Annotated in this window: 31 protein-coding genes, 1 other RNA gene, 2 pseudogenes and 1 other annotated feature; of the genes and pseudogenes, 20 read left to right on the plus strand and 14 right to left on the minus strand. The window is 38.6% G+C overall.

Annotation, left to right across the window (positions count from 1 at the left end):
- The first annotated feature begins 4 nt into the window (after positions 1-4).
- Entirely contained in the window at positions 5-628 is a 624-nt protein-coding gene (locus ACN6MY_RS11395; protein WP_419884016.1) for a VC0807 family protein, read from the plus strand.
- 44 nt (positions 629-672) lie between these two features.
- On the opposite strand, the gene ACN6MY_RS11400 is transcribed toward ACN6MY_RS11395, so the two are convergent.
- Positions 673-1,929, minus strand: a complete 1,257-nt coding sequence (locus ACN6MY_RS11400) for a two-component system sensor histidine kinase NtrB (RefSeq protein WP_419884017.1) — start codon at positions 1,927-1,929, stop codon at positions 673-675.
- Between the two features lie 244 nt (positions 1,930-2,173).
- Positions 2,174-3,631, minus strand: a complete 1,458-nt coding sequence (gene katA / locus ACN6MY_RS11405) for a catalase KatA (protein ID WP_419884018.1) — start codon at positions 3,629-3,631, stop codon at positions 2,174-2,176.
- Positions 3,632-3,841: 210 nt separating this feature from the next.
- Here katA and ACN6MY_RS11410 point away from each other — a divergent pair, with 210 nt between their 5' ends.
- From ACN6MY_RS11410 to ACN6MY_RS11440, 7 genes are all read left to right on the plus strand, one after another.
- Entirely contained in the window at positions 3,842-4,318 is a 477-nt protein-coding gene (locus tag ACN6MY_RS11410) for a C40 family peptidase (RefSeq protein ID WP_419884019.1), read from the plus strand.
- A gap of 81 nt (positions 4,319-4,399) precedes the next feature.
- A non-coding RNA gene (gene ssrS / locus ACN6MY_RS11415) (6S RNA) lies at positions 4,400-4,587 on the plus strand.
- 152 nt (positions 4,588-4,739) lie between these two features.
- Entirely contained in the window at positions 4,740-5,030 is a 291-nt protein-coding gene (locus ACN6MY_RS11420) for a hypothetical protein (RefSeq protein WP_419884020.1), read from the plus strand.
- A gap of 112 nt (positions 5,031-5,142) precedes the next feature.
- Positions 5,143-5,361, plus strand: a binding site (T-box leader).
- A gap of 74 nt (positions 5,362-5,435) precedes the next feature.
- Positions 5,436-6,521, plus strand: a complete 1,086-nt coding sequence (gene proB, locus ACN6MY_RS11425; RefSeq protein WP_419884021.1) for a glutamate 5-kinase — start codon at positions 5,436-5,438, stop codon at positions 6,519-6,521.
- Between the two features lie 25 nt (positions 6,522-6,546).
- Positions 6,547-7,794 (plus strand): glutamate-5-semialdehyde dehydrogenase, encoded by a 1,248-nt coding sequence (locus ACN6MY_RS11430; RefSeq protein ID WP_419884144.1) that lies wholly within the window; start codon positions 6,547-6,549, stop codon positions 7,792-7,794.
- An 810-nt stretch (positions 7,795-8,604) separates the two neighbouring features.
- Positions 8,605-8,826 carry a hypothetical protein gene (locus ACN6MY_RS11435; RefSeq protein ID WP_071352405.1) on the plus strand — a complete coding sequence of 74 codons (222 nt, stop codon included), beginning with the start codon at positions 8,605-8,607 and terminating at the stop codon, positions 8,824-8,826.
- Positions 8,827-9,205: 379 nt separating this feature from the next.
- On the plus strand, positions 9,206-9,430 hold the full coding sequence (locus tag ACN6MY_RS11440; RefSeq protein WP_419884022.1) for a YolD-like family protein: 225 nt from the start codon (positions 9,206-9,208) through the stop codon (positions 9,428-9,430).
- 247 nt (positions 9,431-9,677) lie between these two features.
- Here the strand turns inward: ACN6MY_RS11440 and ACN6MY_RS11445 are convergent, their stop codons facing one another.
- Positions 9,678-9,836 carry a hypothetical protein gene (locus tag ACN6MY_RS11445; protein WP_177201421.1) on the minus strand — a complete coding sequence of 53 codons (159 nt, stop codon included), beginning with the start codon at positions 9,834-9,836 and terminating at the stop codon, positions 9,678-9,680.
- Positions 9,837-10,418: 582 nt separating this feature from the next.
- On the opposite strand from ACN6MY_RS11445, the gene ACN6MY_RS11450 reads away from it, so the two are divergent.
- Positions 10,419-11,012 carry a hypothetical protein gene (locus tag ACN6MY_RS11450; protein WP_419884023.1) on the plus strand — a complete coding sequence of 198 codons (594 nt, stop codon included), beginning with the start codon at positions 10,419-10,421 and terminating at the stop codon, positions 11,010-11,012.
- A gap of 462 nt (positions 11,013-11,474) precedes the next feature.
- Here the strand turns inward: ACN6MY_RS11450 and ACN6MY_RS11455 are convergent, their stop codons facing one another.
- Positions 11,475-11,606, minus strand: a complete 132-nt coding sequence (locus ACN6MY_RS11455; RefSeq protein ID WP_419884024.1) for a hypothetical protein — start codon at positions 11,604-11,606, stop codon at positions 11,475-11,477.
- A 167-nt stretch (positions 11,607-11,773) separates the two neighbouring features.
- Between ACN6MY_RS11455 and ACN6MY_RS11460 the strand changes: the two genes are divergently transcribed.
- Both ACN6MY_RS11460 and ACN6MY_RS11465 read left to right on the plus strand, forming a co-directional pair.
- Entirely contained in the window at positions 11,774-12,070 is a 297-nt protein-coding gene (locus ACN6MY_RS11460) for a hypothetical protein (protein WP_419884025.1), read from the plus strand.
- 171 nt (positions 12,071-12,241) lie between these two features.
- On the plus strand, positions 12,242-12,427 hold the full coding sequence (locus tag ACN6MY_RS11465; protein WP_419884026.1) for a hypothetical protein: 186 nt from the start codon (positions 12,242-12,244) through the stop codon (positions 12,425-12,427).
- A gap of 145 nt (positions 12,428-12,572) precedes the next feature.
- Here ACN6MY_RS11465 and ACN6MY_RS11470 read toward each other — a convergent pair whose 3' ends face one another.
- Complete coding sequence (locus ACN6MY_RS11470) at positions 12,573-13,403, minus strand: STAS domain-containing protein (RefSeq protein ID WP_419884027.1); 831 nt, start codon at positions 13,401-13,403, stop codon at positions 12,573-12,575.
- 199 nt (positions 13,404-13,602) lie between these two features.
- Between ACN6MY_RS11470 and ACN6MY_RS11475 the strand changes: the two genes are divergently transcribed.
- From ACN6MY_RS11475 to cotJC, 3 genes are read left to right on the plus strand one after another with little or no spacing between them, the layout of a single operon-like run.
- Complete coding sequence (locus ACN6MY_RS11475; RefSeq protein WP_419884028.1) at positions 13,603-13,845, plus strand: spore coat associated protein CotJA; 243 nt, start codon at positions 13,603-13,605, stop codon at positions 13,843-13,845.
- A 2-nt stretch (positions 13,846-13,847) separates the two neighbouring features.
- On the plus strand, positions 13,848-14,108 hold the full coding sequence (locus ACN6MY_RS11480) for a spore coat protein CotJB (RefSeq protein WP_419884029.1): 261 nt from the start codon (positions 13,848-13,850) through the stop codon (positions 14,106-14,108).
- A 21-nt stretch (positions 14,109-14,129) separates the two neighbouring features.
- Positions 14,130-14,699 (plus strand): spore coat protein CotJC, encoded by a 570-nt coding sequence (cotJC, locus tag ACN6MY_RS11485; protein WP_071352411.1) that lies wholly within the window; start codon positions 14,130-14,132, stop codon positions 14,697-14,699.
- A 458-nt stretch (positions 14,700-15,157) separates the two neighbouring features.
- Here cotJC and ACN6MY_RS11490 read toward each other — a convergent pair whose 3' ends face one another.
- Positions 15,158-15,373 carry a hypothetical protein gene (locus ACN6MY_RS11490; RefSeq protein ID WP_419884030.1) on the minus strand — a complete coding sequence of 72 codons (216 nt, stop codon included), beginning with the start codon at positions 15,371-15,373 and terminating at the stop codon, positions 15,158-15,160.
- A 476-nt stretch (positions 15,374-15,849) separates the two neighbouring features.
- Here ACN6MY_RS11490 and ACN6MY_RS11495 point away from each other — a divergent pair, with 476 nt between their 5' ends.
- A complete protein-coding gene (locus ACN6MY_RS11495; protein ID WP_419884031.1) occupies positions 15,850-15,984 on the plus strand; it encodes a hypothetical protein in 135 nt (44 codons plus the stop codon).
- A 310-nt stretch (positions 15,985-16,294) separates the two neighbouring features.
- Here the strand turns inward: ACN6MY_RS11495 and ACN6MY_RS11500 are convergent, their stop codons facing one another.
- From ACN6MY_RS11500 to ACN6MY_RS11530, 7 genes are all read right to left on the minus strand, one after another.
- A complete protein-coding gene (locus tag ACN6MY_RS11500) occupies positions 16,295-16,723 on the minus strand; it encodes a hypothetical protein (protein WP_419884032.1) in 429 nt (142 codons plus the stop codon).
- 46 nt (positions 16,724-16,769) lie between these two features.
- Positions 16,770-17,003, minus strand: coding sequence for a hypothetical protein (locus ACN6MY_RS11505; protein WP_419884033.1), 234 nt, complete (start codon positions 17,001-17,003; stop codon positions 16,770-16,772).
- A gap of 70 nt (positions 17,004-17,073) precedes the next feature.
- Positions 17,074-17,445, minus strand: coding sequence for a hypothetical protein (locus ACN6MY_RS11510; protein WP_419884034.1), 372 nt, complete (start codon positions 17,443-17,445; stop codon positions 17,074-17,076).
- Between the two features lie 16 nt (positions 17,446-17,461).
- A complete protein-coding gene (locus ACN6MY_RS11515) occupies positions 17,462-18,244 on the minus strand; it encodes a hypothetical protein (protein ID WP_419884035.1) in 783 nt (260 codons plus the stop codon).
- A 22-nt stretch (positions 18,245-18,266) separates the two neighbouring features.
- Entirely contained in the window at positions 18,267-19,829 is a 1,563-nt protein-coding gene (locus tag ACN6MY_RS11520; RefSeq protein WP_419884036.1) for a T7SS effector LXG polymorphic toxin, read from the minus strand.
- 2 nt (positions 19,830-19,831) lie between these two features.
- The gene (locus ACN6MY_RS11525) at positions 19,832-20,110 is read right to left on the minus strand and encodes a DUF5344 family protein (protein ID WP_419884037.1); all 279 of its coding nucleotides are present in this window, start codon (positions 20,108-20,110) and stop codon (positions 19,832-19,834) included.
- Between the two features lie 13 nt (positions 20,111-20,123).
- Positions 20,124-20,507 (minus strand): YwqH-like family protein, encoded by a 384-nt coding sequence (locus ACN6MY_RS11530; RefSeq protein ID WP_419884038.1) that lies wholly within the window; start codon positions 20,505-20,507, stop codon positions 20,124-20,126.
- Between the two features lie 992 nt (positions 20,508-21,499).
- Here ACN6MY_RS11530 and ACN6MY_RS11535 point away from each other — a divergent pair.
- Together ACN6MY_RS11535 and ACN6MY_RS11540 are read left to right on the plus strand one after the other, a co-directional pair.
- Positions 21,500-21,919: an SRPBCC family protein gene (locus ACN6MY_RS11535; RefSeq protein WP_419880338.1), complete on the plus strand. Its 420-nt coding sequence runs from the start codon at positions 21,500-21,502 to the stop codon at positions 21,917-21,919.
- Position 21,920: 1 nt separating this feature from the next.
- A complete protein-coding gene (locus ACN6MY_RS11540; RefSeq protein ID WP_419880339.1) occupies positions 21,921-22,247 on the plus strand; it encodes an ArsR/SmtB family transcription factor in 327 nt (108 codons plus the stop codon).
- Positions 22,248-22,375: 128 nt separating this feature from the next.
- Here the strand turns inward: ACN6MY_RS11540 and ACN6MY_RS11545 are convergent.
- Positions 22,376-22,587 (minus strand): annotated as a pseudogene (locus tag ACN6MY_RS11545) (IS110 family transposase); the annotation flags it as partial.
- 373 nt (positions 22,588-22,960) lie between these two features.
- On the opposite strand from ACN6MY_RS11545, the gene ACN6MY_RS11550 reads away from it, so the two are divergent.
- From ACN6MY_RS11550 to ACN6MY_RS11560, 3 genes and pseudogenes are all read left to right on the plus strand, one after another.
- Entirely contained in the window at positions 22,961-24,610 is a 1,650-nt protein-coding gene (locus tag ACN6MY_RS11550) for a catalase (protein ID WP_419880340.1), read from the plus strand.
- A 420-nt stretch (positions 24,611-25,030) separates the two neighbouring features.
- Positions 25,031-25,081, plus strand: a pseudogene (locus tag ACN6MY_RS11555) (hypothetical protein); the annotation flags it as partial.
- Entirely contained in the window at positions 25,082-25,420 is a 339-nt protein-coding gene (locus tag ACN6MY_RS11560) for a hypothetical protein (protein ID WP_419884274.1), read from the plus strand.
- Positions 25,421-25,785: the final 365 nt, after the last annotated feature.

The raw sequence follows: 25,785 nt of genomic DNA on the forward strand, positions 1-25,785 counted from the left end.
GAGTATGAAAAAATATTTAATCCTGCTGGATATCATTTTTTATGCAGCGATTCCTTTAATAGTCTGGAATGCTGGAAGGGGTTACCTGGGTGATTATAATACAATACTTGCATCATCCATTCCCGGAATATTATACAGTGCCTTCCGCTTTTATGAAGTAAAAAAAATAAACTTCACGGGCATCTTCATATTGGCATCCCTCATCATAGGAACTTCTTCAGACTTCCTTGCCGGCTCGGCCCTTCAATTGCTGTGGAATAATGTCTTTTACTCAATTGCTGTATCGCTATTTTTTTTGCTGACGATTTTCTCAAATAAGCCCGCAGCTCTTTTGCTTTCTCTGGATTTAGCAGAAATGCAGGGGAATGACAGGGCAAGCATGAATGATTTGTTTTTGCAAAAAAAAGTTTTATACGTTTTCAAATTGATTACGATGTTGTTCGCAGCAAGGGAATTGGTATTATCCTTTGTGATGGTGCTGCTTATTAAGAAGTATGGGGTAGAGGCTTTTGACCATGGAATCATTTATAAACAGGCAATCTCATGGTCTTTTACTATAGTCAGCATAGGGGGATTTATTTATATTAGCAAACTGATTAATCAGGATCCGGAAAGAATCCAATCCTAAAACCAGTCTACAAATCTTTGAAATATTCTTCACTCAAGAATATTTCAGTTAGCTTTTTCTTCAGCTAGAGGCAGTTCAATGAAAAAGGCTGTGCCATCCTCATTGCTGGATACACTAAGCACGCCATTATGGCTTTCAATAATATTTCGTGAAACAGATAAACCTAATCCTGTTCCAGAATCTTTGGTAGAAAAAAATGGATCAAAGATATTTGCCAGTATTTTGGAATCAATGCCTTGGCCGTTATCTGCAAATATGAATTGAATATAATCGTCTGCTTTTTTTAATGTAATGTTCACCTTTAGATCCAGGTCCCCCTTGGCTTGGACGGAATTTTGGAATAAATTCATAAAAACCTGAAGAAGCTCTTCTTTATCACCAGTGAAATACAGGTTTTTTGTACAGGCTTCCTTATTAAAGATATATTCGACATTAAAGAGAAGGGCCTGGGTTTTCATGAATTTGTTTAAATAGCTTTCAAAAAATTCCTCAACATTCAGCCGTTCATCATGGGCCTTTGCGGGACGGACAATGCTTAGAAACTCGGAGATGATGTTATTGGCCCGGTCTATCTCAGGAATCAAAAGTGATGTAAACAGCTCGGATATTTCCGGGCCTAAATTGCCCTGAAGCAGCTGTAAATAACCGCGGACAGTTGTAAGGGGATTCCGTATTTCATGGGCAATGCCTGCTGCAATCCGTCCGGCAAGTGCTTGTTTTTCTGCTTCCTTTATGGCATGAAGAAAGTAAAATACTCCCACAACCCTCTTGATTGAACCGTCCGGGTTTCTGATGATTTTTGTATTTACATTATAATAGTTGCGGTCCCATATCTCATGGTTGACCAGTTCTTTTTCCATTCGAAGAGATTCCAGGATCATTATTTTTTCATCGGGAATTTTCATTAAGTCACGGATATGTTTCCCGGTTATTTCACCCCGGTCTACACTATGGTCTTTGGCAGCCTGCGTATTGCAAAGAGTTATATACCCTTTTTGGTCAATGAAAACGATATGATGGGGTATTTGGTCCAATATAGGCAATAGGATGGCTTCCATTTCGTCTAATGGGTCGAAGGCAGATGAAATCTGCAGCAAGTTTTTTTTATCGGAGGTATTGTCCAAACTCGTTTCTGCTATAACCGGGGAAGTACTCTCTTCTAAACTTTTTTCAAGTTTTCTAGCATATTTTTGACTATAGTAGGAAAAGGAAAAGGGCAGTTCATCAATGAGCTCTTTATAAAAAGAATTTTCTTCTCTTAACCTTTTTAATTCAGCTAAATAATTTTGGTCATTGTCCATTTATAAAACTCCTAACAAAATAAAACAGATTATAATATTCCAATCTTTTACACTATATAATAAATTTTTTCATTATACTAGAAGTCCAGATGAATTTTTCTAAAAGAAATTGGAGAGAGCCTGATGAACAGGCGGGGTTAGTCACATCAAGGCAGTATAAATAGCAGAAAAAAAAGGCATCCGCAGAGAAATGGATGCCTTTTTTTGAGAATGATGCTTGTTAAATGAGAATGGATGTGAAATACTATTTCACGTTTACCGGAACAGTGATCGGCAACCCTAAGCCGGCAGCAATCCGTGTTCCAAATTCCGGATCAGCTTTGTAGAAATGCTGTATTTGACGGCGTTTGATTTCTTCAGTTTTAACTGGTTTCATGGCACCCACAATTGTTTCAATCAGCCTTGATCTTTCTTCCTCACTCAGCAGGCGGTATAGGTCTCCCGGCTGCGTATAATGGTCGTTATGATCGTAAGAAACAGATTGTGCCATTCCTTCCACTTTGAAAGGAGAAGTATTGCTTTCAGGGGTTTCTGACGGGCCTCCAAAGCTGTTTGGCTCGTAATATACCGATCCCCCGCCATTATTATCATAACGCATTTGGCCATCGCGCTGATAGTTATTCACTTCTGTTTTAGGGCGGTTGACTGGAAGGCTGTTATGGTTGGCTCCTACTCTATAGCGGTGGGCGTCTGAGTAAGCGAACAATCTCCCTTGAAGCATCTTGTCCGGTGAAGCCTCTATTCCAGGCACAAAACTTCCAGGAGAAAAAGTGGCCTGTTCCACTTCAGCAAAATAATTTTCAGGATTCTTGTTCAGAACCATACGGCCCACTTCGATTAAAGGATAGTCTTTTTGAGACCAGACTTTGGTTACATCAAAAGGATCAAAGCGGTAGGTGTCTGCATCTTCAGCAGGCATAATTTGGACGTATAGTTTCCATGCCGGAAAGTCCCCGTTTTCTATGCTGTTGAAAAGATCCTCGGTATGGTAATCAGGATGTTCTCCTGCAAGCTTTGCAGCAAGGTCAACATCTAGATTTTTTACACCTTGTTCAGTTTTAAAGTGGTATTTTACCCAAACAGCTTTTCCTTCATTATTTACCCACTTGAATGTATGGCTTCCGAATCCATGCATATGGCGGAATGTCGCTGGAATGCCGCGGTCAGACATCAGAATCGTGACCTGGTGGAGTGATTCAGGAGAAAGGGACCAAAAATCCCAGACAGCTGTCGGATTTTTCAGGTGTGTTTTAGGATCTCTTTTTTGTGTATGAATGAAGTCAGGAAATTTGATGGCGTCGCGAATAAAGAAGACAGGAGTGTTATTCCCGACCAGATCGTAATTTCCTTCCTCTGTATAAAACTTTACGGCAAATCCGCGTGGATCCCTGACTGTATCAGCAGAGCCCAATTCTCCAGCAACAGTTGAAAACCGGATGAACATAGGTGTGCGCTGCCCGACAGAGGACAGGAAATTGGCTTTAGTATAGCTAGATACATCATTGGTAACTTCAAAATATCCATGTGCTCCTGCACCCTTGGCATGCACAACACGCTCAGGTACGCGTTCCCGATTAAAATGCGCGAGTTTTTCCAATAGATGTACGTCTTGGATCAATGTTGGTCCGCGGTGGCCGGCAGTCATTGAGTTTTGATTGTCTCCAACGGGAGCACCCCAGCTCGTAGTAAGTTTTTTTGTCATATTATCAATCACCTCATGAAATAGTAAGATAGTTTAAATGATAACATTTATCAGTTTAAAATCAATAGTTATTTAAAATAATTATAATATAATATTAAATTAATTATCATATTATTCTGAAAATGTTTAAACGAGAATATTTCATATTCTTTATCATATCTTGGTCAATGTGGTTTTTCTATGAAATTATTAAAAAGGAGTTGTTCGTTTTTGAAGATTTCAAAAAGATTATCAAAATTATTTTCTGCAGTATTCGTATTTTTCTTAGCATTTTCAATGGTGCTGGGTTTTTCCTCAAGTGCCAAAGCAAGTCCTTCTCCTGGGCAGGAAGTTGCAGCCGCTGCGGGTTTATTAAAAGGGAAGCCGTTTAAATGGGGAGGAACAGCTCCAAGTGGGTTCGATGCTTCAGGTTTTACCCAATATGTTTTCAGTCATTCATATGCAAAGCTAAAGCTTCCCCGTACAGTTAAAGATCAATATAAAATAGGGGCTCCTGTTCAAAAGAATGAGTTAAAAGAGGGAGACCTTGTATTTTTTAAAATTGATGGGAAGAAGGTCTCTTTTGTCGGAATTTTTCTTGGTAATAATCAATTTATTGCCGCCGCTTCAAAGGGAGTAAGAATTCAGTCACTATCGTTAAAGTATTATAGTGACCGATATGCGGGAGCTAAGCGAGTGCTTAAATAAAAACTGCCGTTATTGCAATTGAATATAATCATTATGAATAATTTACCATTGATTAACCTGCTTACCTGGGTGTATTATACTATTAAGCTGCATTGTACGTAATGATAATTAAGTTTTAACCTTTAAGCTGTAATAGGGAGTTTTATATCGAAACAGAAATGTCATGCCTCGGTCAAGGCAGAGGACGACAGGAATGGTTCTGCAAACACCCACTTTGAGAAGTGGTGGTTTAAAACTTTCTTGCAAGTTACGGCAAGTGCGGCTTCCTTATACTATTATCCCAAGCCAGTTTCCTATCGGGAGCTGGTTTTTTAGTTATATACGCAGCAAATTTGCTATATAGGTATAAAGTGCTTCTCTATAGTAAATATAGAACGCAGCATTTCCTTTCAGAAGAAATATACAATTTGGAGGAAAGATCATGGAATTTCAAAAAATAACGTATAAAGAACAAAAAAGTTTTCCTGCTTTTAAAAATCATCTGGAAGCTAGAGAATATTTTCAGCAATATTATATGGACCACTTTACATATAAAAACAAAAAGGAAAAAGACGGGAAGGAAATATTCAGCTATGTTTTAGTACTGAATGAAGAGGCCTACAGATCTGGACAAGAAAAATTGGCCAGATTTGAAATCGTTCACGGAACAGATTTTCCCTCCAGTTTTCAGACCATTGAAATTAATGAAGATGGCGAAATATATATTGAATAGTGAACATAGCTAAAATGACTTACGGCAGCATTTTTTAATTTTTGGACTTCCTTGGTGCTGCATTAAAAAATGTTTGACACGATGGATAATATTTTGCATAATATAAAAAAATATTTGAACGTTGAAAGAAGATTAGTATGCGGAATTTTATGTTACAGAGAGCGGAGTAGGATGCTGAAATACCCGCAGCAATGAAACCGCAGAACCTGCTTCTTGAGTCCTGTGTAAATGCATAGGCGCTAATTATTAGCGTTATCAAATCAAGCGGGATACATAGCATTGTATCCAACTAAGGTGGTACCGCGGAAAAATTGCCCTTTTCGTCCTTTTTAAATATAAGGATGAAAAGGGCTTTTTGTATCTAATAAAGTTTTCAAACAAGAAGTGCAGACAGGAGGATGATCGATGAGAAAGCGGATAGTGGTGAAAATCGGAAGCAGCTCCATCACTGATAAATATGGAGAAATCGATGAAGAAAAATTCTCCGACCATATCCAGGCTGTTGCGGCATTAAGAGGAGCGGGCCATGAAGTTGTACTTGTCTCTTCGGGTGCAGTTGCAACCGGCTTTAAAAAACTTGGATACTCATCAAGGCCTGTAACAGTTAAAGGAAAACAGGCAGCAGCGGCTGTCGGGCAAAGCATCCTGATACAATCCTACACGGAACAATTCCGCAATTTTGAAATCATACCTGCACAAATTTTATTAACAAGAAATGATTTTTCCAAGAAAGACCGTTATCAAAATGCTTATTCAACATTGTCTGAACTGCTTGGGCGGGGGATACTGCCTATTATTAACGAAAATGATACCGTATCAGTTACTGAATTGACTTTTGGAGACAACGATATGCTTTCTGCCCTTGTAAGCGGCTTAGTACATGCCGATCAGCTTATTATACTGACAGATGTAAATGGGTTATATGACCGCAATCCCCATAGAGACAAAACAGCCAAAAAAATTGGCTGCTTGCCTGAAATAACCGAAGATATACTCAGAGGTGCGCAGGGAACAGTTACGAAAATAGGAACAGGCGGCATGAAATCAAAGCTTCAAGCTGCAAAAACAGCTCTCTCTTTAGGGGTGAAAGTTTTTATTGGCGGGGGGACCGGACGATTGAAATTATTGGAGATCTTGGAAGGGAAAGGGGACGGCACATATATCGGAAGGGAGAATTTAAGTCAGCTGGCAAACAGTAAACAGTGGATATCCCTTCATTCACAAACAGCCGGAAAAATTTTTATTGATGAAGGAGCAGAAATAGCACTCATATCAAAGGGGAGCAGCCTGCTTCCATCAGGGATTTTTGATATTTCAGGCTATTTTAATAGGGGAGATGTTGTTGAAGTTTATGGCCCTAATGGCCTTCTTGGCAGAGGGGAAGTGCTTTATTCAGGGGAAGAGCTGAGGAAGTCCATGGGGAAACGCAGTGCAGATTTAGGGGCAGGATCAATCGAAGTGATTCACAGGGATAAATGGGTGAATTTTTAATAAGGGAGGCATAGGAATGACTGAATTGACTGAATTAATCCAAAAAGGTAAAGCAGCACAAAAAGCCAGCTATTTACTAACCGGAAAAACTTCTCAGCAAAAAAACGAGGCTCTAAGCATAATTGCACAAAAGCTTATTGAGAATAAAGATTTTCTTATACATGAAAATAAAAAGGATCTTCACTCAGGCAGGCAGAAAGGCTTTTCAGCTTCTATATTGGACCGTATTATGCTCAGCGAAAAAAGAATTGATGATATGGCAGAGGCCATCCAGTTATTAATTGAAATGAACGATCCCATCGGTGAAGTGCTTGAAACGATCCATAAAGATAATGGACTCCTGATTAAAAAATGCCGGATAGCTATTGGTGTAATCGGAATGATTTATGAAGCACGTCCGAATGTAACTGTTGATGCCGCTGCTTTATGCCTGAAAACAGGAAATGCGGTTATATTAAGGGGAAGTTCGTCTGCCGCACATTCCAATATGGCGCTTGTAAAAGTCATTCAAGATGCGCTGAGTGAAACGGATATCCCTTCTCAAGCGGTACAGCTGATTGAAGACAGCAGCAGAAAAACCGCAGCAGAATTTTTTCAGCTGCGGGAATATTTAGATGTGCTAATTCCAAGGGGGAGCAAAAAACTGATTGATGCAGTGATTAAAGAATCATCTGTTCCAGTTATAGAAACCGGTGCTGGAAATTGCCACATTTTTATCGATGAAACGGCAGATGAAAATATGGCAGTCCGCATCCTTGTGAATGGAAAAACACAGCGTCCCTCCGTCTGCAATTCTATTGAAAGTGTTTTAATACAAAAAGAATGGTTTAAGAGGCATGGAAGGAACCTTTTATACATCCTTCACGAAAAAGAAATTGAAATATATGGAGATGAAACCGTTTGTGCTGCTTTTCCTGAAGCGAAACAAGCAGAAGAAGAGGATTGGTCAACAGAATATTTGGCCCTTAAGCTGAGCATTAAAACAGTAGAAAATGTGGAGGAAGCAATTCAACACATCAACAAATATGGCACGAAACACTCAGAGGCCATTATTACTGAAAACGAAAAACATGCAGAAAAATTTTTAACCCTTGTAGATGCTGCTGCAGTTTACCATAATGCCTCGACAAGATTTACGGATGGCTTTGAATTTGGCTATGGAGCTGAAATTGGCATAAGCACCCAAAAGCTCCATGCCAGGGGACCTATGGGATTGCCTGCATTGACTACAACTAAATATTTTATTTATGGGCATGGGCATATCCGGGAATAGCAGTAAATGTTTTTTAAACCTGTGAAAAAATGAGACTCCATCATAAACACAAAAGGCTATCCTATCATATGAGTAATTACTTCAAAATCAAGGCTTAAAAATCCGCACCTTTTACTGATATAACCGTGACAAAGAATGAGACAACCTCTTTTACGTTCGCATAAGCTATATGGAATTTAAGAAAAAGAGGTGGATATATTGAGCAATTCTCCAATCATTCCAAGAGAGCCTGATGTAGTGACTATACTTTGGCAGCGCAACCCATTAAGACTATTGGAGCCCCGTACGATAGTAGATGCTACCATCATTGGGAGCGCCAATCCTTGCAGGAATGACTTAGCTGAAGGAAGCAGACTGAGGGATGCTGTAGCATGTTTATTGAGAAATGGATTTTTGTTGGTTTCCTGTACCGATTTAGGAATCTTCGGAGTTTCAGTTTTCATTAGGCAAGAATTTTTTCATTCCTGATTCAAGCAGTATTGCTTTGCCAAAAAGAGTTGAAAAAGCCTGCAATCATTGCTGGCTTTTTCTTTCTTTTACATAAATAACCCCCGGAGTCCAGTGCGTGAAGAGGAAATCAACAGGCAAGTTTTACAGTGCCTGATTTATAGAAAGAGTAATCCAGGAAGAAGTGAAAAAGCCTCATGGTGCAGCCGACAGGCCTCCATCATTACGAGTTTGGAGCAAAAAATGATTTCCAAGAAATCTTAGAATAAAAGCTTGGCAGAAGACAGCACAGCTTAAAATCATATAAGTGGAAGAGGAATTATTATTTTCAAGTCGAATTATCTCTAATAAGGGGTGATTGATATGGAAATCAAAAAACTAATCTTTTCAAAAACAGTTGCGGTAGATGCGCGCCTTCAAATATCAGACGATCAGATTTTTTTATTCGCCAATGGGCATACACCAGTACGGGTAAAAAAGAATGGTGCAGAGTCCGAGCAAAGCTGCATAAAAGAAGCCATTAAAATTTTCGAAAAAGAAAATAATGTAAAGCTCCTCCAGGAGAGAAAAAATTTACTTATTTAATAATTCTTGTCCGTTCTGTTTTTTTCTGCTTGCATAAATGCTGCCAAGATTGCGGAGGCGGAAATAGTGAAATGGACGAGGGATACAGTAAAATTTGTGTCCTCATACCTTAAAACCTGCAGGAAACAGTGGCTGTTCAGGCATTATCCTGCAGGCTCCAGCTGTATTTAACCGAATTTAGGGCTTAGTATACACTTAATACAAAATTAACACTATCTTTATAGCAGTATGAAAGAATGAATAGAAGCCAATTTTAGTTTCTAGACAAAATAAAGCTTCACTTGACATGCAAAACATAATTGCGCTTACAAAATATTGCGCAGAGTTTGCTCAAATGTTCACATATTGTTCAAACACAAACTGGAAGGCAGCATGTATAATGAAATATATAAATAATAAATCTAACAAAAAGGAGACAGCTATGATACTCAGAGAACTAAGGAAGAATAGGATATTAACAATAAATTATTATAAAAATGGTTCATTAAAGACTTGTAAAGGGAAGATCCATAAATTAAATGTTATACAGCAGACATTATTTCTCGAAGATGAAAAGCAAAAAGTGTTTTCTATAGAATTAGGCGGAATAAAAGATATTTCTTAAGAAATCTGGATGTTACGAAAGGAAAAACACCTCAATTTGCAGCTCTAGCTGCTTCGTAATCCTTCTTATTTCCCCCCCTAGATACTGTGTTTCATTTTCCTGAAAGTAAGATATTACCCATTTGATATTTCTTTCACCGATATAGCACTTATGGCACAAAAACATTAAATTGATGTACTTCATTGCTCATGCATTTTAGCATAGTTGAAAGAGGATCCTGCCTCTAAGACAGGATCCTCTTTTTAATTTAGTCAGCATCTTCAATACGATTTTTAAATGCTTCTTGTACAACTAGAAATTCTTCATCTTCTTGAGCTTCTGTTGTATGCTGTTTTGTTTGGGTGTTAGCTGGAAACTTTCCCGGATGTCCCTTTTTCTTATGCTCGAACTCTTTACCGCGTGCCATTAACTGACCTCCTTTCCTTCATGTATAGGGTGCCCTTTGCATAAGGAAATATAAAAGATGCTGTATTCAACGGGTCCCTTCTAAGGTGCAAAATAATAATAAGCAGTACATTTAGAGAGTGAAATCGCAACGATTTAACTCTTTTATTTTTGTTGATTTTATCAATGTTTATGCTATTATAGCGTATAAATTAGCACTGAAATTAGCAATGACTCCAAAAAGGTTTGAACAAAATTTAATGACTTATTATTTGCACCTGTTGAATTTACCTGGAATGGCTGAACCTATCCCTTTTAAAATACACTTTAAAAGATATAATTTATATGAGATAAGCTTAATCATGGGAGTCAGTAAAAAAATGAGGCGGTTTTCGTAAACTTTGCTGCTATGAAACAAGGTGGTTGATTTCCGCTCCAGGATGCTCGCTTTCCGCGGGGCAGGCGGTGAGCCTCCTCGGCTGCGCTTGTGGGGGGTCACCTGTTCCGCTAATCTAAGCATGAGTTTCGCACCTTATGCTACAATCAAACTGACCTAACAATGGAACACATAAAAAAACAACAATCTTTAAGAAAAGAGCCAAAAATGAAAAAAAACAAAATACTACAATTATCAATAATCAGCAGTGTTTTAGTCATTCTATATATGTTTTTCCAATGGAAAATAATAGATATTGTAACACCGTTTTTGATTTTACCCGTTCTTTTATTAGTGTTTGGATTTTTTATTTATATTACGGTACGAGCAATTATAAGCTTTTTTAAAAATAAGAATTGGAAACCTATTGTCATCCAAGTTATCACAATCCTCATCCTATTTATTGTTCCGTTTAATCAAATCATATTGTATATTGATTTCAAAATTAACAAATCCGAAAGAGAACAGGTAGCTAAAATGGTTGAGAACGGAGAACTCACACCGGATGTATCTAACAATTCTTCACTCATTCATTTACCCAAGAAATTCGAACATCTTTCTAGTGGCGGCGGTGAAGTAGTGGTTGAGAAATCTGGCGATGGTTATAACATTCTCTTTTTTACTTATCGTGGGATCATGGATAACTTTTCAGGATTCGCATATACGCCAAATGACCAAAAGCCATCTAAAAAGGCATTTGACTCTGATTCAAAAGACATTGAAAAAATGGGTGAAAACTGGTATTTCCTTGGATCTTACTAAAAATAATGTTAAAACGGCATCGAAACCGCAGCCGTTTTCTCGTTCAATTTAATTACTTTTCAGCTTATTTTTTAACGTGCTAAAAACTTTTTGCCCCTCATAACAGAAACCGTTAGTATTAACAAAGCATTTCATATTTTGGAATATCACGCAGCATGTAGCTTAATCACTGTTATGGCTTGGATCTAGGCAACTCCAGTTTGAAAATCAGGATCAGGATGAACGTTATATGAGTCATATTTTGAGGATACCAGTTGACAGGGATTTTAAAGGGAAATGCAAAAGCTGAAAGGATCAGCACCTGTAAATGATCATTATCGGATAAAGATGAGCAAGTGGGGGAGTAATAATAGTGACAAAGAGGGGCAGCACCCTGGAATACTGATAACAGAGTGCCCCCAAAAAAACACAGAATTGTAATTGTTTAAGGAAGTTTAGATTCTAAAGGCAAACAATTGTAAACTAAAATTCGGACTGAACTTCAAGTACCTCGTTAAGGATATCATGGAGCTCTCTATCATCTTTTTCGGAGCCCTCTATTCCTGAATCAAGAATCTCGGATAACAATCCATGTTCGATCTCAATTTTTTTCATTTAGAACCCTCCTCAATGTTTTCTTCATAGTATACGGTAAGGAATTTATCAGTATGCTAAGTAAAAGCTCTCAAATGGCCCGTGGATATTAATTCCGCAAACAGAAAATAAATGTTATGATTTATTTATAATTTATGAGTGAATTCTATGGAGGCCCTGGTATCATTATGAAAGCAAGATATGAACTGAAAAACATGAATATAACACTTAGCAATGTAACACTCCGTGAGGCATCAGACAGTTATGTTCTTTTAAAGGCAACGGACGCAAATAACAATGAAGTCAAAATTATATTTTCGCATGGGCAGGCAGAATTTCTTGAAGGGGAGTTCCAGGATGTGAATCGGCGCCGTAAAGGGCACAATTCTGATGAAGCTCCACTGCCAGTTGAGGGAATTGAAACAGATGACTCGTACAATTTGTTTAATATTGATTCCTATGATGAAAACAAGGAAGGTAAATAAGTTAATCGAATGGTGGATTAACTTATTTTATCAGATAAAATCATAAAAAAAAGCTTTATTCATAATTATGTCAAATTTTTCTATACTTTCTGAATATTTTGTATTATTATAGGAGTTAGAAAACTCTGCATCATGTCTCCTGCTTCTATTCATATGACGGGGTGAACAGGGATGATACTTTTAAAAGTAGATGATAAAACTTTTGGCAAAAGTAAAATTACCTATGATGTTGTTGACAAGGAAAATGGACAGGTTATCATCAGCGGGAAATGTATGGACTTTACAATAGTAAGCGATAAATATTATGAGCTGAAAGAGCAATATGGATCATCGAATGTAAAGCTGGTACTGAAATAAAAGTAAAAGCTAAGCTTCTGCAAGCATTGCTTATGGGGCTTACGCATTCACACAAAGATGATAATCATTTTACTCAGCTGAAAATAAGTATGGAAGGCCAGAGCGATTGCTCGTGGCCTTTTTTATTTTGCTTATGGCGCACGTGCTAATTAAGCTTTATAAAATCCTGGACTGTCTGCTGGAGCGTGCCTTTAGTAACTGCTTTCCGGTCAAAGGAAATGCCGAGATGGATCATTTTTCTGACAAGTTCAGCCCGCAATCCGGTTATTACCGCTGTGCATCCCATCATATTGATGCCATCCAAAACTTTTTGGAATTTGTCAATAACCTCGACATCCATATCGGTTATACCGGATAAGTCCATAATTAAAGACTGAATTTTGAATCTTGCAATATCATTCAATACCTTTTCTTCTATTGTTGCCATGCGGTATGAATCAATAGAGCCAATCAGCGGAAGAATAGCGACTTGTTCGCTGATCGGAATGATCGGAACCGAAAGATGTTCAACATTCTTTCTTTGCTTGCTAATTAATTCATCTTTGTAATCAGAGTAGCTAATAAAAAAGTTATTAAGAAATTGATCAATGCTGTCATTAATTCTTTTTTCCAATGAAAAAAAATTTTCGCGTTCACTCGGCTTGAGTTTTTTTAGTTCAAACTGATACAAAAATTCCCACAGCGTTCTTCTGATAGCCTGGACCCATTCCAGTTTAAATGACAGTGTAAGAGAATGCTGTGCCCAAGCTATTCCTTCCTTCCGGGCAAAATCAGTCAGTTCCTTTTTATTGCTTTCTACTATATAAATTACTAGTCTTTCAGCATTTTTTAAAAGATCAATATTACCGGTCCTTAAAATATCATTTATTTTTTCTGCTACGTTTACTGCTTCTGATAATAATTTTTCCTCAAATAGCTGTCTGTTCTCTGTAATGAAATCTTTAATATCTTCTCGATTATTGTAGGTTGTATGCAAATAAAAATCTCCTTTCCGTTGTTTTTGAATTTATCCCATATCATTAATTCTGTCAGTGCTGCAAAAATTCCTGCAGAATAACTTGAAGAATGCCAGATATTCAGGGAAAGGCTCGTCCATAACTATTATTTATTTTTGGCATTAATTCCATCCAGATGAATATGCTGTTGTTAGATAGACAATAAAAGAGGTGTTTTGAGTGGACAATACTGCTAATTATTCATTCACTCCATTAAAGGGATATCAGCCTTTTCATGGTTTATTCGATCCCTGCAGGCCTATGGGAGTTAAATATTACTCAACTCCCCCAAATCTATATTTGGGTTTCCAGCCCCCGAATTTGCAGCAATATCCTGCTAAAGAAGCGCTGATGAAGGGCACTTTATGGCCGGTTCTTTGGGATTATTATGAAAACCCCTATAAAGCGAAGGAGAATGGCTGACTATGAAACAGTTGCCTCCAGAATATTATCAGGAGCTGGAAGAAATTCAGGCAGCGGATTTCGTGCTTGTAGAATTAACTCTTTATTTGGATACACATCCGCGAGATGAGCAGGCGATGCAGCAGTATAATGAATATGCCCAATATTCCCAGCACCTTAAGACAAATTTTGAAACGAAATTCGGGCCTCTTCAGCAATATGGAAATAGCTATACAGATGCTAAATGGGGCTGGGGAAGAAATCCTTGGCCATGGCAAATTTAGGACGGCAAAGGGGAAGGATTTATGTGGTTTTATGAAAAAAAACTTCAGTATCCGGTAAAAGTAAGCACATGCAATCCCACACTTGCAAAGTATTTGATGGAACAGTACGGAGGAGCAGACGGAGAACTGGCAGCAGCACTTCGCTATTTAAATCAGCGTTACACAATTCCGGATAAAGTTGTAGGGCTCCTCAATGATATAGGCACTGAAGAGTTCGCACATTTGGAAATGATCGCCACAATGATATACAAATTAACAAAAGATGCTACACCACAGCAATTAAAAGAAGCTGGGCTTGCTGAGCATTATGTGAGTCATGACAGTGCCTTATTTTACAATAACGCTGCAGGTGTCCCTTTCACTGCTGCCTATATTCAGGCTAAGGGCGATCCGATTGCCGATCTTTATGAAGATATAGCCGCAGAAGAAAAAGCAAGAGCTACATATCAATGGCTAATTGACATTTCAGACGATAGTGATTTAAATGACAGTTTAAGGTTCTTGCGCGAAAGGGAAGTCGTACACTCCCAGCGTTTCCGGGAAGCGGTAGAAATTTTAAAAGAAGAAAGAGACAGGAAAAAGATTTTTTAATAGCCAGGCCAAAAAGGAACGAATTTAGTTCCTTTTTGGCTTTTTTTCGTAAAAAGATCATTTTGCCTTTAAGAAGCAGCATAGAGGCAATCATGGTTAAAAAGATAATAGCGGTCCATATCCAATTACTTTTTTCAATAATCTAAACCTCCAACCGATGATCCTAAGTGAGGGAGTCATTTGAATTTTAAAGAGTGACTGACATCATAATAATGATATCAATGGCTATAAAGAAAAAGACGTATGCATATTCATACGTCCATTTCTGAGTCAATTATTAAGAAAGCATCCCAAAACAAACTATTAAACTATTGAATGCTGTTTTTCCTTATCATAGTTTTTGCAGCGGCTTCAGCTTTATTGACAAAAGGGTCAATACAAGTATGGAAAAACCATAACCGCTACACTATTTCCTAGTCCTCATCCTATTAAAAGAGGCTTCCCCGTTAATTTCACTGTTAATAAGGAAGAGAATTCCCAACAATATCCCTTATCCTAAGCGCTGTCACAAAATAAGCAGTTTTAATGTCTGGATTAAATTCATCCACCTCTACCGGATATTTTTCCTCCTTAATCAACGTTTCTCCGATTACATCATTTATGTAAAAATCATACGTTTTATCCCGTTGCAGAGATAATTGATCGAGGTCTTCTATACTGAAATGCGTATACACAAATTGAAGGCATTCCTGAGAGAAATACCACTCTTCTATCCAAGGGTAAAATTCCTGCCATCAGCCAGACATAATCATCCCATTTGCCAGCATTGATTAATAAGCAGCCAATCAGGAAGAAAATGGCGATATGGCCTTTTGTAATTAGGGAGAAAGATTTCCTTTTGGATATTTCGGGTTTTTCTGGTTTTATGTTTGCTTCCAAGCGATTAAGGTTAATACAATGATGTACTACCGTAGCCTTTATTTTTTTCATCTATAATCGGCGAGGATACCCCTGCTTCAATTGCGTGAAGGGCATAGCCTAACGATAAATGGGGGAGGAAGTGCCGTTAGATACGGTATGGTACGTTAAGATAGTCAAGATATAATATAAAGTATCTGAAACTTCCGCCTTACCTTCTCCTTTCTCTGTTTAGGTTATTTGTTCTTATTATGAAACAAGTATGATTTAATTAGTGAAAGGTGGTAAAATAATGTCTGCAATTACCCCGAAAATACAAATCTATGTTTCTGATAATCAAGCTGGACTAAAAAACCAAATGGCTCATTCTGTGATGAAAACCGTAATCGCTTGTTACAAGTCAGATACATCGAATGGCCATGAATGATCTTTGGCTGCATGTAAACTTCCAGACTATGACCTCAATCAAATGATGATCGTATTGGTGGCTATGAATCTACACCGTAAAGGAATTGAACAAATTGGTGTAGCTACCTCAGGAGTATAGCTCTTGCGGCAGAGACGAAGTCAACCGTCATTTTGTTCCGCCACACTAAGATAGGAGAGCATTGCATGATATCACTACTGGGTTGGAACAAGCTTAATTGCTCTCTATGAGGGCTTGTGTCTGTCAAATTTTAACAGACACAAGCCCTCACTTCAAAAAAATGTAAGGTCGTTAAGTGGTGGGTAGTTGACTAATAGGGAATGGAGTTTCCTACTAAATCCTTAATGATTAGGGCTGTAACAAAAAAAGCAGTGCGCTGGTCAGCAGTAAATTGATTCACTTCAATCGGATACTTTTCCTGTTCAATCAGAGTCTCACCCATCACGTCCGTCACATAAAAATCATAATTAGCATTACGCTGCTTTGATAATTGATCAAAATCCTCCAAAGTGTATCGGGAATAAACAAACTCAAGCACACGGGGAGAGTAGAACCAATCTTCCAGCCAGGGGTGAAATTCCCGCGGTCTAAGCGCTTTTGCTTGTTCCTCAAAAAAGGGAAGGGCCTTTCTTAAGATGATCTCGTTTATTCGAAGCGCCTTACCGTTAAGAATTAATTCCTTCATTAACTCTTCATTCTCCATTATTGGTTTGCTGAATAATCTCTTGAAAAACGACATAAGCTTTTCCTCTTCCTCTACTTAATAAATTTCAACATTTAATTCATTAATGCTTTTTACCGGGCTTCAGCTTTACGATACACATCAACACTAAGGTAAACATCTCAAAGCCAATCACCATTAGTAAAATTGCATACCAGGCATCATTACTCCAGCGGCTGAAATTGACACCCATGGCGCAAACCAAAAATGCGAATGCAATATTTGCTTTTTTAAATAAGGAAAAGGGTTTATCTTTAGGTTCCTGCTGTATTTCTTCTAAAGCATGAGCTTTCAACATACAGCCTCCGTTCATAGTGAATTCGTTTATGTATTTGGTTAAATAGTAAAAAATAATAGATCGGTCTAATCTAACCTATCACCATTGTTAATAGAATCATCTGCCACAATAAAAATAAGAAGAAGGCAATACTAAGCAGTCTGCTAACAATAAATGGTGCTCTGTAAATAGCGTTTTGTGCGTAATAATTCAAGCCTGAAAAAGCGAGTGCCAGCACCTTAAAAAAATAGGAAATGACAGAATCCCTTTTTTCAAACGCATTAAGTTCATAGAGATAAAGAATGGGTTTTGGCAAAAAAATTGAGAATAATGCAAAGATCGAATTTACAAATAAAATTAGCCAAACATAGCTGGTTGGCAATGGAATATCCACGCCCAGCAGCAGAGAGGCAATAATGGTTAAAAAGATGAAAGCCGTCCCATATCCAATCAATTTTTTCAATAAAATCATCCTTATGCTAGTTTTTAAAATATTTTTTTACAGTAGAGAACATTAAAGCATTAAAATCCTCAGATGCCATTTGATATAGCAGTAATTCGTTTTCTTCTACTTTATCATAATCAAGCAGCCATATATAACTGCCAGCATTAAGATAGAAAAATACTTGATTTATTCCAAGATAGTCTTCTTTGAAATTCATTTCCATCAAGGAAGCATTATCGAATTCATAGGAATTAACCTTGAAGTCTTCCAAAAATGCTTTTAGGGAGCAAGGAAGATTCTCTGCAAGCAGGCTGTTTACATCCTCATCTGTAAATTGATGGAGCTGATTAAAAATCTCCTCATCCAGCTTAAGTGTTTCTAGGTTACTAATTCCGCATCCGGAAATCTGTCCGCCGCCGAAGAAGTTATCCAGAACTTTTTTTAAGTCCTGTATCCCAGTCAATTCAAGATGGTGCTCACCTTCGGCAATTTTCTGAAGCAATAAGTTATTTTGATCGAGAAAATGGATAAAAGTGACCTTTTGTCCTCTAATGATTCTGATTTTTTTCTTAGAATGAACAAGGAGAGTTATTAGACTCTCTAATCCTTCCTCAATAAGGCTTGACCGATCTTCGTTCCAAAAGCCTTTCATTTTTAGTGAAGCCGCATTTGCCTTGAGAAAATTATTGAATTCTTCTTCGCTTTCCAACAAATGCTGACTGTCAATAACGTCACTTGCCATAGATTCATAACCGCAAAGTGCCAGAACAGAAGCAAGTTCATTTGTTGACAATGAAATCCCCTTTATAGTATCCATTAAACACCCTCCAATTCTTTATCTACCTGAATATCCCGGTTATGAATTTTTTTACTTTTTCCTTAGATTCAGAAACAGCCTTGGTAATGTATTTGACTTTATGTTCTGTCCATTTACCAGCCTCTTCACCGAGATCTTTAACTTTATCCTCGAGGGCCATAGAAGACACGATACCAACTGTTGCTCCAACTGCTCCCCCAATCAATGTTCCAGGACCTGGACAGATCATAGTGCCTAGTGCTGCTCCAGCAGTCGTAAGACCAGCGACTCCTGCATCCATGCCAAGCCCTGCGGCCAAACGTCCAGCCTTTTCAGAAGTAGATTTATATTTATTCCCATCATTAAAAAACTCTGAACCATTTGTGATTAAAGAGATACCCATGCCTAAATACGGAACTCTCTTCATTACACCTGACAGCCCTGTTACAGTAACAAATTGTTTTAGTGTTGCGGGTACATCAACGGGGAATCTTTTATAGTTTTCAACTCCTTCTTCGACAAATTTAAGGTTAGGAAAGTGTTCCTTTAGTATCGATCTTAGACTTTGGTTATTATTCCCAGGGTTTAATCCTACCAGCTCACGCAGCATCCGGCTCGGCGCATTCTGATATTTACGGAAATAATTCCTTACAAATGGAATGGAATTACTGCTTCCATTTTTGATGACCTTATACAAAGCAGCTGCCAGAGGATCTGCATATTTTCCACGGACCTGCTTCCAACCATCTGTGGAACGTATCTTGAAATTTCCAGTACCATCTTTAATAAACTCCAACCTCTTGGTTAATAAAATGACCGCAGCCGTTGTTCCTTTTAGCGCATCTCGTCCCCCTGTTGTTTTCCCAATCTTATCCAGCCAGTCTGTAACCATACCAAGAAAGGTGGAATCGCCCTGTTCGATAGATAAATCCATTGCCGAATCGATGAGTTTGGAAATAGAATCATTCTTGTCGAGATAGGAGTCAATTTTGTTTAAAGTTTCCTTGCTTAAGAAAACTCCGTCCTTGCTCCACCCTTTGATTTTGGAAAGAAATTGACCGACGTCATCCAGAGTGCTTTTTACTTCCTTCAGAGATTTATTTGCATTGCTGTCCAGTTTATGCCAATCCTCCACGGTCTTCTGGTTATGTGTGACAGCCTTTTTCAGCAGTGATTCCATCCGGCTGATATCCAAGGGGGTTGAACTCACTAGGTCATTCACTTTGGAAAGCTCATTATTAATGGATTCTGCAATGGATTGGGTGACAATTCCGAGTTTATTCAGGCCTTGCTTAACGTCATTCTCAATGAAATCTTCACGGACAAGTCCGCTTTTAGTTTCATAATCTGAAATCAGCTCTTTCACTTTTTTTAGCTCATCCATATACGTCTGCTGAAATTGATTCAGAAGGAGGATGGCCGGGATATGAATGGTTGTAAAATGATCCTTAATGGCATTTCCGCCGCTTCCTTCAAGGGCGTCCCCAAGGTCAATGACCTTGTTGACGGCATCACGGATATCCAAGATATGTTCTTTTTCCTTTTTCTTTTGCTGAAGTGACTGATTAATGCTCGTAAATATTTCAGACACATCTATCGATTTCATGTTTACCTCCCGCTGCTGATGGTTTCACCGACTTCTTTTTCCTTTTCAATGAATTCCTGTATTTTTTTCAAGGCATCCTGCTGGAAATTGGAAAGCAGCTGCTTATACTGAGTCATATGCTGGTAATAGGAGCTTTCGATTTGCTCCATGACGGCAGCGAAGTCCATGGAAGTGTTTGTCAGGGAATTATCAAGCTTTACCACTTCAAACGACTGAAGCCTGCTGTTTAATTCCTGGAACACAGCCGTTACTTCCTGGTCTTTAATTTTTATTTCAGTCATCAGCTATCTCTCCCTAATTGTTTAGTTCATAAAATCCTGAGCGAAGTCCGGATATCCTTGAGGCTGCAGAGGATATAAGACTTTCATAGTACGTAATCTTTGTTTCAATATCTTTTAAAATTGCTTGTGTATCCTCGCCGGAAAGCAGACTGAATTCGCTGTCCATATCATTACGGATTTCCTCAAAACTTTCTGCATGCTTGCCTGCCCAGGCATCGGAGGATAACTGTGGCTCCTTTATAAGATTCCTGTTTGACTGAAATTCTTCCTGCTCGCTGGATATCTGGCTTTTAGCGGTACTAAGGCGCCGCACCTTTTCTTCATATTCTCTCACCACACCATCCAGCTGGCTTATTGCACTGTTAAGGCTGTTCAATCGTGCCTCATTCTGCTCCATGGTTAAACCTCCTGTAAAAATCGAATATAAATATTTCCGACTAAATTTTACCAAAGTAAAAATGTTAAAAAAATAGTGCGAAATAGCTACGTTTGAATGGACTTTGTAGATAGATTGATATGGACATCAGTTTCTTATTTCCTGTTTATTTACATTTTAAACCAAGGGATTTGAACAAAATGTCTATTTTGGTAAAAGAAAAAGAATATTGACTAGGGAAATAGTCATTACCTAAAAAGAACCCAGGCTCCTTTAGAATCCTGAGTCTCTATATTTATCAACTTTGTTCTGATTGTACTTTCTATATCATCATCCTCCGCAGTATCTCTAGCCACCTTTGAGTGAAGATGTCCCCCGACAATGCAAAACAGCAAGACCGCATTGTAATATTCTTTTACATTAGCTGCAGATTATTGGCATTATTCAAGCCGGTACTGAATAAGAACACTTTGGTGGCAAGAGTAAAATAGGCCAAGATAAGGTATGGAAGGGAAAGGATATCATGGCTATCTAAAGTGAGATGGATGAATGATGGTGAAAAGGGAAATTTAGATAATTTTTTTGAAAATAGTGGGCACCTCAAGATGACAAGGTGGCAGTTTTAAACTGTCTAATTCTTCTGCATTCCTAAAAGCTTATATCAAATGTGCCTACTAGTTCCTTCAGTGCAATATTACACCTTATTAACTACGTCAGGAATTATAAACTGAATAAATTTAAATACCTAAAAATAATCCAAGTGGATTGCTTAAACCACTCATTAAACCACAAAAATTTTAAAGCGGCTAGAGGTACGGAGGAAATTAAAGGTATATATTATTGATGAAAATTTATATAACAACATGAGGTAGCGGTTCGTGAAATGCCTTTAAATTTAAACTGATTTTTATGCCAAAAAATAAAATCAACAATAAGGTTTAAAATGAAACCAAAAGGTGTTATATTTAATTCAGCAGATTTATATGCGCTAAAAATGGAGGTAATGTTCAATCATGAAAAAGAAAATGCCTGAGATTCGAAAAACTATAGTGCTGAATGCACCAATTGAAACAGTCTGGAGAGCTGCTGCAACTTCTGAGGGCATTGCCTCGTGGTGGATGCCCAATACTTTCGAGCCTGTAATAGGACAAAGCTTTGTTCTTCAAACTGGACAATTTGGAGATTCTCCCTGCACTGTAACAGAACTGGAACCCCCGTACCGTGTAGGAATTAAATGGGGCAAGGATTGGCACCTTACATTCAAATTGAAAAAGCTTGAAGATGAAAAAACGTTGTTCACATTGATTCACTCAGGGTGGGATGAAGATGGAACAACGGAATTTGGCCAGCCTCATGCAATAGTGCGCGCCATTATGGACAATGGGTGGGATAAGATTATTTCCGAGAAACTTCCAGCACAAATAGAGGCATAAGTTGACACATTCAACGGTAAAGCATGATGTGTTCCATGCAATTGCAGATCCCACAAGACGCAGTATTTTAATTATGCTTGCTGAAAAGGAAATGTCCATCGCAGCTATAACGTCCTGCTTTCCGGTTAGCCGTACTGCAGTTAACAAGCATTTGAAGGTTCTTTGCCAGGCGGGCCTTGCAGCAAGCGAAAAAGCAGGGCGTGAAACTGTGTATAGCCTCGAACCGCAGCCTTTGGAAGAGCTGAAAAACTGGCTTCATTATTTTGAGGAATACTGGGACAATAAATTATCAGCTTTAAAAAATTTCACTGAAAATAATAATGGTTAATACTTGCCTTTAACACGGAATTCAAGACTTGAGTATAATTCATTCTGCAAATCAGTAGTGTCTTCAAATAAAATAACCCTCCATATATCAATTGGAAGGTTTTTCATAAACTGATTTTTTCTTGTTCATTAAGCCAAGTCTAGGAATTGCTCATTCCTTTTTAGTATTGCATATATCCAGTGTAAAAGCTTATTAACACAAGCTATCATCGCTACTTTTGAAGGCTTTCCTTCATTTCGTTTTCGATCATAATACTCTTTTAGCTTCTTGTTCCTGGAGCTTCTTATACCGCATACGGCCATATATACAAAGCGTGCCGTAAACGGCTAGAACCTCTTTTGATGGCTTTGAAGTGACTGTGAAAACAAAAAATAACCAGTAAAAACAAATATGTTTAATTATAAGAGCTGAGGAGATACATTTCCTTGGCTCTTTTTACTTTCACTTGGGAACAGCATAATCTTAAGTACTTATATGCGTTACGGTGAACCGTACCACAAATAGTGATAAATCAGAGAGTGGAAAAAATGAGGAACCAGCTCGGGTTTGATCCATAAAAATCTATAAATGGGGAAGTTTTATCGTATTTGCTCCGCAAGTATTCTTGAATATGTATATATAAAACTAGGTTTAGGAATGGGAACCCTTTTTACTGTAAAAATATTCAGATAAAGGTTAAAATAGTGTTGAATAACTTTTAGGAGGTTTTCATTTTGGCAGAGAACAAAGATATCAATGCTTCAAGCGGGCAAGACGAAAAACGTGAAACGTTGACCACGCGTCAGGGTCATCCTGTGACGGATAACCAAAATATCCGTACAATTGGTAATCGAGGTCCAGCCACTCTTGAGAACTATCATTTTATCGAAAAAATTTCCCATTTTGATAGGGAAGAGGTACCCGAGCGTGTCGTACACGCAAGAGGAACTGGAGCATTTGGTTATTTTGAAACGTACGGAAAAGTTGGAGATGAACCTGTAGAGAAGTACACCCGTGCAAAAGTATTTTCCGGTGCCGGGAAGAAAACACCGTTAATGGTTCGCTTCTCAACAGTTGCAGGAGCGAAGGATTCGCCGGAAACAGAACGGGACCCGCGCGGCTTCGCCGTAAAAATGTATACGGAGGATGGCAACTGGGATCTGGTTGGGAACAACCTGAAAATCTTTTTTATCCGTGATGCTATGAAGTTCCCTGACATGATCCATGCGTTTAAAGCTGATCCGGCTTCGAACGTGTCGCATCCGCAGCGGATGTTCGACTTTGTTTCCCGTAGCCCTGAGGCAACGCATATGATTACATTCCTGTTCTCTCCATGGGGTATTCCAGCGACATACCGCCACATACAGGGTTCGGGTGTAAACACCTATAAATGGGTGAATGACAAAGGTGAGGCTGTGCTGGTGAAGTATCACTGGGAGCCGAAGCAGGGTATCCGCAACCTGACACAAGAAGAGGCAAGTGAGATTCAAGCGAAGACCGTCGCTCATGCGACACAAGATTTATATCAAGCGATTGAGCGCGGAGATTATCCGGAATGGGAGCTCTTTGTACAGATCATGGAGGACGACTACCATCCGGAACTTGATTTTGATCCGCTCGATGATACGAAACTATGGCCGGAGGACAAGTTCCCATGGTTGCCGGTGGGCCGTATGGTCCTTGACCGCAATCCAGTGGATTTCCACGCGGAAATTGAGCAAGCCGCCTTCGGTACAGGGGTTCTGGTTGATGGAATGGACTTCTCAGACGATAAAATGCTGCAAGGCCGTACCTTCTCTTATTCTGATACGCAGCGTTATCGTGTAGGTGCGAACTTTTTAAAATTGCCTGTGAACGCACCGAAAGCGCCTGTCCGGACGAACCAGCATCGCGGCCAAATGGATATTCGTGATCCAAAAGAGTCTGGGGAAAATCCGCACATCAACTATGAGCCGTCGATGATCGGTGGTTATCAGGAAGCAAGCAAAGAAGAACGTCCACAGCACCGCCCAACGTATAATGCTGCGGCAATGAGTGAACCGATTGATCGGCCCAACAACTATGGACAGGCGGGCGAAACGTACCGCAGCTTTGAAGATTGGGAGCGTGATGAATTAATCAATAACCTGTCTGCAGCGCTTGCGGTATGTGACAAACGAATTCAGGATTCCATGATTGAGCACTTCACACAAGCCGATGAAGACTATGGCCGCCGTGTGCAGGAAGGTATCGAAATGAAAATGAAAGAAATACAAGAATCGAAGACGGAAAACAATATTCCAGGACGTGAAGCTGGCCAATCGAAATATGGCCAAGGTTCATTAGCTGCGAACGAAGCAACAGAAGATGCCGTAAAGAAAAGCCATGAAGCTGATCCTTATTGATTAATAGGTAAGAACCAAGAGGGCTGTCCAGAATGTCAGGGAAAACTGACTGACTGGCAGCCTTTTTGATGTTGAACACGTAACACAATTAGCAGCAAACCAAAGAGATAAAACAGTTACCTATTCAAATAGTAAAAAGAGGGGTGCTGGGCTAAAGAAAATTGTCCAACCAGATTTATTTGAATCAATACTTGAAAATTCAGATGAAGTTGATGATGTTGCAGGTATTTGGTTGAATTTTGAAGGAACGGGGGAAGACTGAATTCCTAGCGACTTGAATTACAAACAAATGAAGGGTGTTAGGAAACGAGATTTGAATACTACATACTTCCCTCGAAGACCAGGTGGTATCGTAAAAGATGATACTTTATTTTTAACAATCGTTAGTTATGATGAACACGGTAGAGCTACACCTATGATATGACGATTAATCCTGATGGTCCTGCTTGTTACTGCGGGAAGAAAGGATGCATGGAAACATTTAGCTCTGTTAATGCGCTTCTAGATGAGAATGAAACATTAGATTTCTTTTTTCTGCAGTTACGTTCTAAAATCTCTTCATATGTGAAGAGGTGGAATTCTTTTTTGGACAATCTATCCATTTCAATCAACAATATCCATCTTGTTCTGAACAGAGAATTTATTTTAGGCGAACATTTATCTCCTTTCTTAACTGAGGAAGATATCGAAACTCTTCATGAAAAAGTAAAGGAAAAATCGGCATTTCCTAGCAATGACCCATTCATTTATATCAGCCGTTCACCGGAAAATGGAGTTCCTACCGGGGCCGCTATACCATTTGTTCAATGATTTTTGAATGAAATTTAATCGAGAACTGGCCCTTTTATGAAGAAGACGGTGTTAATGCTCATTGTTGAATGGATTGGAAGCGTGTAAAGACTCCTGCATAAGTACTGAGACACTCTTTGATCGATAGGGCTGTGATTACCAGGGGGAAATAAATAATGATAAAAGTAAAAGGTATGCAAATTATGAGGTGTGTAAAAAGAACGATTGATAAGAAAAAAAAGTGACTATTTTGGCAATTGTCATACTTCCCACTAGTGTAAAGTTACCAAATGATGACTTCCTAGCTGCATTCTTGCTGGTACTAATGAAGGAGCGGGGCATACGGCTATTTGGTTCCCGCAGAACAAAGAATGGATAGCAGGAAC

It is taken from the genome of Peribacillus sp. B-H-3 (assembly GCF_048572925.1).
Lineage (GTDB): Bacteria > Bacillota > Bacilli > Bacillales > DSM-1321 > Peribacillus.